This is a genomic window from Streptomyces sp. NPDC090088 (genome assembly GCF_044747345.1).
GTDB lineage: Bacteria > Actinomycetota > Actinomycetes > Streptomycetales > Streptomycetaceae > Streptomyces.
In genome coordinates this window covers 299,418-309,137 of record NZ_JBIVDZ010000014.1, presented here as the reverse complement: position 1 = coordinate 309,137, position 9,720 = coordinate 299,418, and the positions used below count along the sequence as shown (strand labels likewise).

Here is a 9,720-nt window from a genome sequence, read left to right as displayed (position 1 = left end):
ACAACGTCCACAGCTCTTCCGGCGCCATCCGCTCGACAAGCGCAGCAGTCATCACCCCAGACTGCCGCAAGATCACGCCAACTGAAATGGCATCTAAGCCGGTCAGCGGGGAGGTTCTACTTGTCAGGCCAGCCGTGGCTCAGGGGCAGCTGGCCGGTGCGGTGTGCGTCGCGTTGTTCGGTCACCCATCGCTGTAACTGGTCGACGGACTTCCCGAGGGGCCGGCCGGTGGTGTTGAGCAGGTGGGTGCACCATCGTGGATCGTCGGCGGTCCACCCTGTCCAGCGGTGCCAGACCATTTCCGACCAGCTGCCGTTCGTGATGACGTCCGGCCGATGACGGGGGTCTTGGGCATGTGCACGGTGCCAGGCGGCCCAGCCGAGGAAGGCATCGACAGCGCCGGCATCCCATCGGCCGGCGTCACGTACGGCGAGTCGGTCGCGCCGGACTTCGTCGGCGACGTCGACCAGACACACTGCGATCCCGTCCAGCAGCGGCGCCGAGGGAGCGGCCAAGACCTCGCCCAGCGGGGACTGTCCCGTCAGCAGCAGGTTGATCCCACGGCCCTGATACTCCAGGGCGCGACGTACCCAGTGTTCGGTCATGCGGTGGCGCCAATGGCGATCGGCACGCTCCGGCACACCGACCTCGTCGAAGTCGTGCACGGCGACCTGCTGGAGCCGGTCGGCCACCGACCGGGCGAGTGTCGTCTTGCCCGAACAACTGGACCCGGTCAGCTGGAACAGCATCCGGCCAGAGTCGCAGCCCACCGTGACCTTCTCGACCGAATTTCCCTGACTACCCTTGATCCCGGTACTGGCTACTCTCCGTGTTGGACGAGCACCTTGTCCCGGCAGTGAGGAAGCCTCGGCCGGGGCGAGTTGGTCTGAGGCTGGGGAGCGCCAGCCGAAGCGGAGCGGGTTTCATTCTCCCCAGATTCTCCCCAGCGGCCCTGGGCGGGGCTTCAGGCGGTAGCGGACGTCCCCGTGATGCCCTGACACAGGCCCTGGGTGACCAATTACTCAGAGCCAGTCCTTGCGCTTGAAGATGAAGTACAAACTGGTGCATACAATCGCCATCAGGATGATTGCGAACGGGTACCCGAGCACCCAGTGCAACTCCGGCATCTCCCTGAAGTTCATCCCGTAGATCGTCCCCACCAGCGTGGGAGCGAACAGAATCGCCGCCCAGGAGGAGATCTTCTTGATCTCCTCGTTCTGTTCGAAGCCGGCCTCTGCCAACGCGCGCATCTCGGCGTTCTGTTGCTGGGTGACGAGGGTCGCGTTGACCGTGAGGATTTCGGTGAGGGCCTGGCGGAAGCCGTCGACGCGTTCGCTGATGTGGGTGACGTGGTCGGCGACGTCGCGGAGGTAGCGCTGGAGTTCCTCGTCGGTCTCGTACTTGGTGAAGCCGGCCATGAGGCCGTGCAGCATGCCGACGAGGGGGCGGGTGGCGCGCTGGAACTCGACCATTTCGCGGGAGAGTTCGTAGATACGGCGGGAGACCTCCGGGTCGCCGCGGAAGACTTCGGTCTCGATCTCGTCGATGTCGTTCTGGACGCCGGAGACGACCGGGGCGTAGCCGTCCACGACCGCGTCGAGTATGGCGTAGAGGACCGCTTCGGGGCCGAGTTTGAGGAGGTCGGGGGAGTCCTCCATGCGGCGGCGGACCGCCGAGAGGTCGGGGGCCGCGCCGTGCCGGACCGTGATCACGAAGTCCGGGCCCACGAAGACGTGGAGCTCGGCGAAGTCGACCTCTTCCGGTGCGTCCAGGTAGCGGGCGGCGCGCAGGACGACGAAGAGCGTGTCACCGTACCGTTCCAGCTTCGGGCGCTGGTGGGCCTCCATCGCGTCCTCGACGGCGAGCGGGTGCAGGTCGAACTCGGAGGCCAGGGAGAGGAGTTCGTCCGAGGTCGGACGGGCCAGGCCGATCCAGGCCATGCCCGAGGGCTGGTCGCGCAGTTCGCGGTACGTCTCGGCGAGGGTCGCCGGCGCCGAGACGCGTACCCCGTCCCGGTACAGCGCCGCCTCCACGACGCTCTGCGGTTCGGCAGGGTCGGTGGACGGCGGGGACTGCGGCTGCGGCAGTTCCGCGGTGTCCGGCTCCGTCGTCAGGGCGCGGCGCCAGACGGACCTTCTGCTGGTCCGGCCGTTCTTGCCGTTCCCGGAGTGCTTGGAGGCCGGGCTGGGGCGTCGCTCGGACATCGCGGCCGCCTCTCGATGGAGCCTGCGTCGGCGTGCACAGTGTGCTTCGCGTGGTCGGTGGGTCTCGGAGCAGGATATACGGGGCATACGGGCCCGGCGGAGGAATCGGCACGGGAGTCGGGTAAGGAGTGGGAGGAGGGAAGCGGACAGGATCTGTCCTCGACGGGGGCTAGCGTGCGCCGTATGACGAAGACGCCGTCCGGGCCGGTCCTCGGCACCCGTGCCCTCAACCGCGCCACCCTCGACCGCCAGCTGCTGCTGCGACGCTCGCCCCGGCCGGCGAAGGAGGCGGTGGCGCACCTCGTCGGACTCCAGGCGCAGAACGTGAAACCGCCGTACTACGCCCTCGCCGCCCGTCTCGACGGCTTCGCCCCCGAACAGCTCGCCACCCTCATGGCGGACCGGGAGGTGGTCCGTATCGTCACCATGCGGTCGACCATCCACACCCACACCGCCGACGACGCCCTCACCCTGCGGCCGCTCGTCCAGCCCGCCCGGGACCGGGAGCTCATCGCCTTCCGCAAGGGCCTGGCCGGCGTCGATCTGGACCGGCTCGCCGTTCTCGCCCGGGACCTCGTCGAGGCCGAGCCGCGCACCATGGCCGAGCTGCGCCACGCCCTCCTCGCCGAGTGGCCCGGCGCCGACCCGCAGTCCCTCGCCGTCGCCGCGCGGTGCCGGCTGCCGCTCGTTCAGGTCACCCCGCGCGGCCTGTGGGGCCGGTCCGGGCAGGTCGCCCTCACCACCGCCGAGCACTGGCTGGGCCGGCCCGCCGAACCGGCGCCCGGCCCCGACGGGACGGTCCTGCGCTACCTCGCCGCCTTCGGGCCGGCCTCCGTCAAGGACATGCAGACCTGGGCCGGACTGACCCGGCTCCGCGAGGTCTTCGAACGGCTCCGGCCCCGCCTGCTCACCTTCCGGGACGAGAGCGGTACGGAGCTGTTCGACCTGCCCGAAGCCCCGCGTCCCGACCCCGGCACGCCCGCCCCGCCGCGCTTCCTCCCCGAGTTCGACAACCTGCTGCTCTCCCACGCCGACCGCACCCGCGTCGTCCCGCCCGCGCGCCACGGCCGGGCCTGGCGGGGCAACCAGGCCTACCGCACGCTCCTGGTCGACGGCTTTCTGGCGGGCGTGTGGCAGCTGGACGGCGAGGTCCTGACCGTCGAGGCGTTCGGGCCGCTGAGCCGTGAGCGGCGGGCGGAGGTGGCGGAGGAGGGGGAGCGGATGCTGGCCGTCCTGTTCCCCGGCATGTCGTACGACATCCGGTTCGGGACGGTCGTAGCCCCGACCGGTCGGTGATCTCCGACTCCGCGGTCGGTGGTGGCTCAGTCCGCCCGGCCCGTCACCGCCACCGTCACGCCCAGTCCGATCATCGCCATCCCGCCCGCGCCGCCGACCAGGGACAGCCGGCGGTCCGAGCGGGCGAACCAGGCGCGGGCCGCCGACGCGGTCAGGCCCCACAGGGTGTCCGTGACCAGGCCGATGGAGATGGGGACCAGGCCGAGCAGCAGCATCTGGGCGGGGACATGGCCGGCCGTGTGGTCGACGAACTGGGGGAGGACGGCGGCGAAGAAGACCACGCCCTTGGGGTTGGTGACGCCCACCAGGACGCCGTCCAGGACCGTGCGCAGATCGCCGCGCGGTGCGCCCGCCGGGGTCCGCCGGATGGCCGAGGCCTTGAGCTCCTTGCGGTGCCGGAAGGCCTGGACGCCCAGGTAGACCAGATAGGCCGCGCCCAGCAGCTTCACCGTCAGATACACCGTCACGGACCGCTCCACCAGCGAGCCGATACCGATGGAGACCGCCACCACCAGCAGGTACGACCCGAAGACATTGCCGAACGCGGTGGCCACCGCGGTACGGCGGCCGTGTGCCAGCGCCCGGCCGATCACGAACAGCACGCTGGGGCCGGGGATCGCGATGACCAGCAGCGACATCGCCGCGAAGGCCAGGATCCGGTCCGTGGACACCATCGGCCTCACTCCTCCCGCTCGGCTCATTCAGGGCACATTCAAACAGGCCCTCTAGAGTCGGGGCCATGGAACTGCGGCAGCTCACCTATTTCGTCGCCGTCGCCGAGGAGTTGCACTTCGGACGGGCCGCCGACCGGCTGCACATCGTGCAGTCCGCGGTGAGCATGCAGATACAGCGCCTGGAGCGGGAGCTGGGCGCCGAGCTGTTCGACCGTTCGCCGCGCCGGGTCCGGCTCACCGGCGCGGGGGAGCGGCTGCTGCCCGAGGCGCGGGCGGTGCTGGCGGCGGCCGAGCGGGCGCGGGCCGCCGTCGCCCCGCCGTCCGGGCTGCGGATCGGCACCAGCACGGGACTCGGCGCGCATCTGGACCGGGTGCTGGCCGCGTTCGCGCGCCACGCGCCGGACGTGCCCGTCGAGCTGTACTCGCTGCCGGTCGCCGAGCGGCTGGCCCGGGTCGCGGGCGGACGGCTGGACGCGGCGTTCGTCCGGGCGGTCGAGCCGGTGCCCGGCGTACGGGTGCACCCGCTGTGGCCCGACCCCCTGGTGGCCGCCCTGCCCGCCACCCACCCCCTCGCCGGCCGCCCCGAGATCGACGTCGCCGAACTGGCCGGCCTGCCGCTCGCGCTCACCGAGCGCCGCACCAACCCCGCCCTGGTCGACCTGGTCGTCGGCGCCTGCCGCGAGGCCGGCTTCGAGCCGCCGCCCGGACCCTCGCCCGGCTCCCTCCAGGACACCCTCGCCAGCATCGGCACCCGCCCGCTGTGGACGGTCGTGTACGCGTCCCACGCACGCGTGCTCCACACCCCGAAGGTGGCCTTCGTGCCGTTCCGCCCCCCGGGCCTGGCCCTCACCACCGGCCTCGCCGTCTCCGCGACCACCCCACCCCCACCCCCGCACCTGGACACCCTGCTGCTGGCCTGCGGCGATCACGAAGGCTGAGCACGAAGGCTGAGCACGAAGGCTGACAACGACGGCTGAGCACGAAGGCTGAGCACGAAGGCTGAGCACGAAGGCTGAGCACGAAGGCTGAGCACGAAGGCTGACAACGAAGGCTGAGCACGAAGGCTGACAACGACGGCTGAGCACGAAGCCCGTCACGGCGGCCGATCACGAGAACCGAGTACGGCGGCCACGCACGGCGGCCACATGCGGAGGGTTGAGCGTGCCGGGGACGAAGAGCGGCGTGTGCCGGTCCCCCGCGAGCGCCGGCGACCTGCATCGATCACGAAAGCTGATCGCAGCGGTCGGGATCTGCTTCTTGGTCGGGGGCGGTGCGCGCGGTGGACTGGGGGCACCGAACAGGAAGCGCACTCGGAGGAGTTCAGCGATGCCCATCGTCACCATTCAGCAGGGTCCCCGCGACACGGAGCTCAAGCGGGACCTCGTCCGGCGGGTCACCGACGCGTTCGTCGACGCGTACCGGATCCCGGCCGAGACCGTGCAGGTGTGGATCCACGAGGTGCCGGCGGAGAGCTGGGGGGCCGCCGGGACGCTCACTGCCGACAAGTAGGACAAGTGGGCGAACGCATGGATAGGGGGCGCTGCGGGCTGCTCGTGGTAGCCCGCAACGCCCCCTGGTCACTCACCTGAGGGATACTCAGGAGCCCTGCTGGGGAGAGTTACGAATTGACCTGCGCGGTCACCAGGTTCGAGAAGGTGGTCAGCCGGGTGTAGACACCCGGGTAACCGGCCTCCGCGCACCCCTCTCCCCAGGAAGTGATCCCTGCCAGGACGCCCCCGATGAGCAGGGGACCGCCGCTGTCGCCCTGGCAGGTGTCTACGCCGCCGGATGTGTATCCGGCGCAAACCATGTCGGTCGCGACGAAGTCGGAACCGTAGGAGCTCTTGCAGCTGGAGTCGGACACGATCGGGACGGTCGCGGTCCGCAGCTGGTTGGAGGAGCTGCCGTTCTCCGAGGTGGTGCCCCAGCCGAGGATGCGGGCCGTGGTGCCGGCCGCGTACACGCTCGTGTCCGAGGCGGAGACGTACGACGCCGGGGTGTACGACATCGACGTCGACAGGGTCAGGACGGCCACGTCGTCGCCGTTGGTGGCGTCCGTGTAGTCCGGGTTGATCCAGATCTTGCTGACCCGGCTGACCGTGCCGTTGGTGCCGTTGAGATAGGTCCGGCCACCGACCACGCGGACGCTGCTGGTGGACTCGCCCTCCATACAGTGCGCGGCGGTCACCACCTTCGTCGCCGACACCAGGGTGCCGCCGCAGAACTGGCTGCCCGACGCATCCGTGATCTGCATCATGAACGGGTACGCGGTCGTGGTGGTCGTGGTGCCGCCGACGATCGGCTGGGGGGCGGCTGACGCGGTGGGGGACGCGATCAGCGCCGTCGCTGCGGCGGCGACCGTCGCCACGAGGGTGGCGGCGGCCTTTCTTGCGCGGTTTGGCCCGAACATGAGTCTCCTCAGTGGGGGTTGCCGGTGGGGGTCGCGCGGGTGTGGGGGGTGCAGCACGGGGGTCGCGGGACCGACCCCCGTATGCCCGGGCGAGCGGCACATCCATAAGCTAGGACCCGGAACCCCACCCTCCCAATGAGGGAACCCCCTAGGGGGATGGGGGAGGGAAAACCCTCGGTCCGCCTCAGTTAACCGGGAGCGCTCTCACTTCGCGCGTCGCCCCGCCGCCAAACGGACTATGTCGACGCGCGATCGGATGCCCAGTTTGCGGTACACCCGGGTCAGCGTCGCCTCCACCGTCTTGACGCTGATGAACAGCCGCGCGGCGATCTCCCGGTTGGTGGCGCCCTCCATGACCAGCGCGGCGACCTGACGCTCCATCGCGGCCAGCCCGTCCAGCGCGGCCGGCTCGGCAGGCGCCTCCACCTGCGGCTCGGGGGCCGAGACGGCCTCGTCCACCTGGCGGAGCCAGGGCAGCGCCCGGCACCGCCGGAACAGCCGGGTGGCCTCGTCGAACGCCGTGGGGGAGCGCCGGTCGCCCAGCGAGGCCAGGGCGAACGCGGCCCGCGCCTCCTCCAGACCGTAGCCCAGTTTGGCGAACCGGTCCTGAGCCGAGGTCAGCTGGGCGACGGCCGCCTCGTGGTCCCCGTGCGCCGCCCGGACCAGCGCCTCGGCCCGGTCGAGGGCGGCGAGCACACTCTCCCGGCCGAGCCGCAGCGCGTGCTCCCGGGTGACGTCGATGACGTCCCGCGCCTCGGCCGGTTCACCCACCCGGACGAGTGCTTCGGCGAGGTCGCCCTGCCAGCGGCCACGGGCCGGGTCGGTGATGCCGAGGCTCAGCTCCAGCTCCCGCACCCGGCGCAGCGAACGGACGGTGCCCGCCGGGTCGCCGGCCACCAACTGGGCGTATCCGAGGGCGCCCAGGGCGCGGGAGAGGTAGACGGTGTCGCCGTCCTGCTCGGCGTGTTCCACGGCCTCCCGGGCGAGGGCCAGGCCCCGGTCCACATCGCCGCCGGAGGCCTCGGCCAGTGAGGTGAGCATCGCGGAGGCGGTCTCGCCGATCCCGGAGTCGTGGGCCAGGCGCAGACCCTCGCGGGCCAGGTCGAGGGCGCGGCCGCAGTGCCCGGAGCGCAGCTCGGTCTCGGCGAGCCCGCGCAGGAAGTGCACCTCGGACTCCACCTGGCCGCGCCGGCGCACCTCGCGCAGCAGCGCGGTGACCGTGGTCCGGGCGTCGGCCAGCTGGTCGCCCATCACCAGCCAGCGGAACCGGGCGCTGCCGGCCCCGTTGTGGTGGCAGGACACGTTCGGGTCCTGCGGCTCCTTCAGCGCGCGCTTGATGGTGGCGGGCGCCGCCGGATGGCCCATCAGGGTCTCGACCTGGGCCTGCAGGGACAACGCGAGGAGTTCGGTGCGCCGGTCGCCGCCCTGGGCCGCGAGGTCGGCGGAGTGCGCGGCCGCCTGCCGGGCCTCGGTGAAGTCGCCGCCGACGATCAGCGCCCGCCAGGCCAGCTGGTAGTGGACCAGACCGAGCAGCCGCGGGTCGTCGCCGGCGTCGGCGAGGGCGTGCGGGAACGCCGCGTCGACCTCGGTCATGGTGTGGCCGGCTGAGTCGATGACGAGGATCCAGGCCCGCACCCGGTCCGCCGGACGGGTGGCGTGGGTGAGCACCTCGCGGGCGATGTCCTGGGCGAGGTCGACCTCGCCCGCGCTGGTCGCGTCCTCGGCGGCCCGCAGCCGGCGCTCGTCCGGTCCTGGCACGTTGTCGGCGGGGGTGTGCCGGGCGGCGAGCAGCCCGATCTGCGCGGCCACCGAGGGCGCGCCCCGGTCCCGGGCCTCGGTCGCGGCCTCCGCCAGCTGCGCGGCGACCTCGGGGTCGGTGCCGGTGGTGGCCAGGGCCAGATGCCGGGCCCGCTCGATCGGGTCGGAGGCGGCCGTCGACAGCGCCGCGTGCGCGGCCCGGCGCTCCTGGGCGGGCGCCTCGGCGTACAGCGCGGCGGAGATCAGGGGATGCGCGAAGCGTACGGCGGGACCCTCCGGCTCGGTGGCCAGCAGCCCGAGTTCGGCCGCCTGGGCGCACTCGGCCTCGGCGTTCTCCCGACCGGCCGCGTGCAGCAGCGCCTGGGTGGGGCGGGCGCCGGCGCTGGCCACCAGGAGGGTGCGGCGGGCCTCCACGGAGAGCATGTCGAGGCGGCTGAGCACCAGGGCCCGCAGCGAGGTCGGCACCGGGAGCGGCTCTCCCGGGCGCGGCGGGGTCGGGTTCTCGGCGAGGGCGCGGCCGAGTTCCAGGGCGAACAGCGGGTTGCCGCCGCTGGTGCGGTGGATCTCCCGGACCGCGGCCCGGGTCAGGCCGGTGTGGCCGCGGTGGTCGAGGAGTTCGGAGACCTGTCCGCGGGTGAGCGGGCCGAGGCGGACGGCGACGGTGTCCGGGGGCGACGCGCGTAGGTGGCGGTCGTACTCCTGGCCCTCCGTGCGGACCGCGCACAGCAGTTGGACGGGGGTGCCGCCGAGCCGGCGGGCGGCGAAGCCCAGGAGTTCGGCGCTGGCCGGATCCAGCCACTGGAGGTCGTCGGCGACGATCAGCACGGGGCCCTCGGCGGCCAGTGCGCGCAGCGCGGAGAGCACCGCGAGGCGCAGGGCGAGGCCGTCGCGCTGGAGGGTGGACTCGCCGCGGCCGGTGAGCGCCGACTCCAGGGCGGTGCGCTGGGCGCCGGGCAGCCGGGGCGCGATCTCGTCGAGGACCAGCCCGAAGAGGTCGGCGAGCGCGAGGAAGGGCAGGTGCGATTCGGACTCGGTCGCCGAGCAGCGCAGGACCGTGTGGGCGGCGCCGGAGTATTCCGCCTCCAGTGCCCGCAGGACCGTCGATTTTCCTATTCCGGCGGGCCCGTGCAGGAGGACGCTGCCCCCCGAGGCGAGTTGCTCCCGGGCGGCCGCGAACAGTTCCGCCCGGCCGATGACCAGGTCGGGGCGGCATCTGGCAGGCTCCTGGAAGTCCCGTCGCACGGTCACCGCTCCCCTCGTGTGTCGTGTCCGGGCCAAATTCTAGGCAACGGAGCCAGGAATTCGGCCGGAAGGCGTGGTGAGGGAAATAACAGCGCGTCGGCAGCTGGAAATTCAAAGCGCGTCCGCATGAATGGAA

The 9,720-nt window shown here is 72.0% G+C and carries 8 protein-coding genes; 3 read left to right on the top strand and 5 right to left on the bottom strand.

Going from position 1 to position 9,720, the window contains the following annotated elements; all coding sequences use genetic code 11:
• Positions 1 to 116 precede the first annotated feature (116 nt).
• Together ACIPSJ_RS49320 and ACIPSJ_RS49315 are read right to left on the bottom strand one after the other, a co-directional pair.
• Entirely contained in the window at positions 117 to 749 is a 633-nt protein-coding gene (locus ACIPSJ_RS49320; protein WP_401356438.1) for a hypothetical protein, read from the bottom strand.
• A 273-nt stretch (positions 750 to 1,022) separates the two neighbouring features.
• Positions 1,023 to 2,204, bottom strand: coding sequence for a magnesium and cobalt transport protein CorA (locus tag ACIPSJ_RS49315; RefSeq protein WP_401356435.1), 1,182 nt, complete (start codon positions 2,202 to 2,204; stop codon positions 1,023 to 1,025).
• Positions 2,205 to 2,387: 183 nt separating this feature from the next.
• Between ACIPSJ_RS49315 and ACIPSJ_RS49310 the strand changes: the two genes are divergently transcribed.
• On the top strand, positions 2,388 to 3,500 hold the full coding sequence (locus tag ACIPSJ_RS49310; protein ID WP_401356432.1) for a winged helix DNA-binding domain-containing protein: 1,113 nt from the start codon (positions 2,388 to 2,390) through the stop codon (positions 3,498 to 3,500).
• A gap of 26 nt (positions 3,501 to 3,526) precedes the next feature.
• Here ACIPSJ_RS49310 and ACIPSJ_RS49305 read toward each other — a convergent pair whose 3' ends face one another.
• On the bottom strand, positions 3,527 to 4,174 hold the full coding sequence (locus ACIPSJ_RS49305; RefSeq protein ID WP_401356430.1) for a LysE family translocator: 648 nt from the start codon (positions 4,172 to 4,174) through the stop codon (positions 3,527 to 3,529).
• 65 nt (positions 4,175 to 4,239) lie between these two features.
• On the opposite strand from ACIPSJ_RS49305, the gene ACIPSJ_RS49300 reads away from it, so the two are divergent.
• On the top strand, positions 4,240 to 5,112 hold the full coding sequence (locus ACIPSJ_RS49300; protein WP_401356428.1) for a LysR substrate-binding domain-containing protein: 873 nt from the start codon (positions 4,240 to 4,242) through the stop codon (positions 5,110 to 5,112).
• Positions 5,113 to 5,458: 346 nt separating this feature from the next.
• Positions 5,459 to 5,683, top strand: coding sequence for a 4-oxalocrotonate tautomerase DmpI (gene dmpI / locus ACIPSJ_RS49295; protein ID WP_359223398.1), 225 nt, complete (start codon positions 5,459 to 5,461; stop codon positions 5,681 to 5,683).
• Positions 5,684 to 5,792: 109 nt separating this feature from the next.
• On the opposite strand, the gene ACIPSJ_RS49290 is transcribed toward dmpI, so the two are convergent.
• Both ACIPSJ_RS49290 and ACIPSJ_RS49285 read right to left on the bottom strand, forming a co-directional pair.
• Positions 5,793 to 6,584: a serine protease gene (locus ACIPSJ_RS49290; RefSeq protein WP_359223319.1), complete on the bottom strand. Its 792-nt coding sequence runs from the start codon at positions 6,582 to 6,584 to the stop codon at positions 5,793 to 5,795.
• A gap of 204 nt (positions 6,585 to 6,788) precedes the next feature.
• Entirely contained in the window at positions 6,789 to 9,590 is a 2,802-nt protein-coding gene (locus ACIPSJ_RS49285; protein ID WP_359223317.1) for an AAA family ATPase, read from the bottom strand.
• Positions 9,591 to 9,720 lie beyond the last annotated feature (130 nt).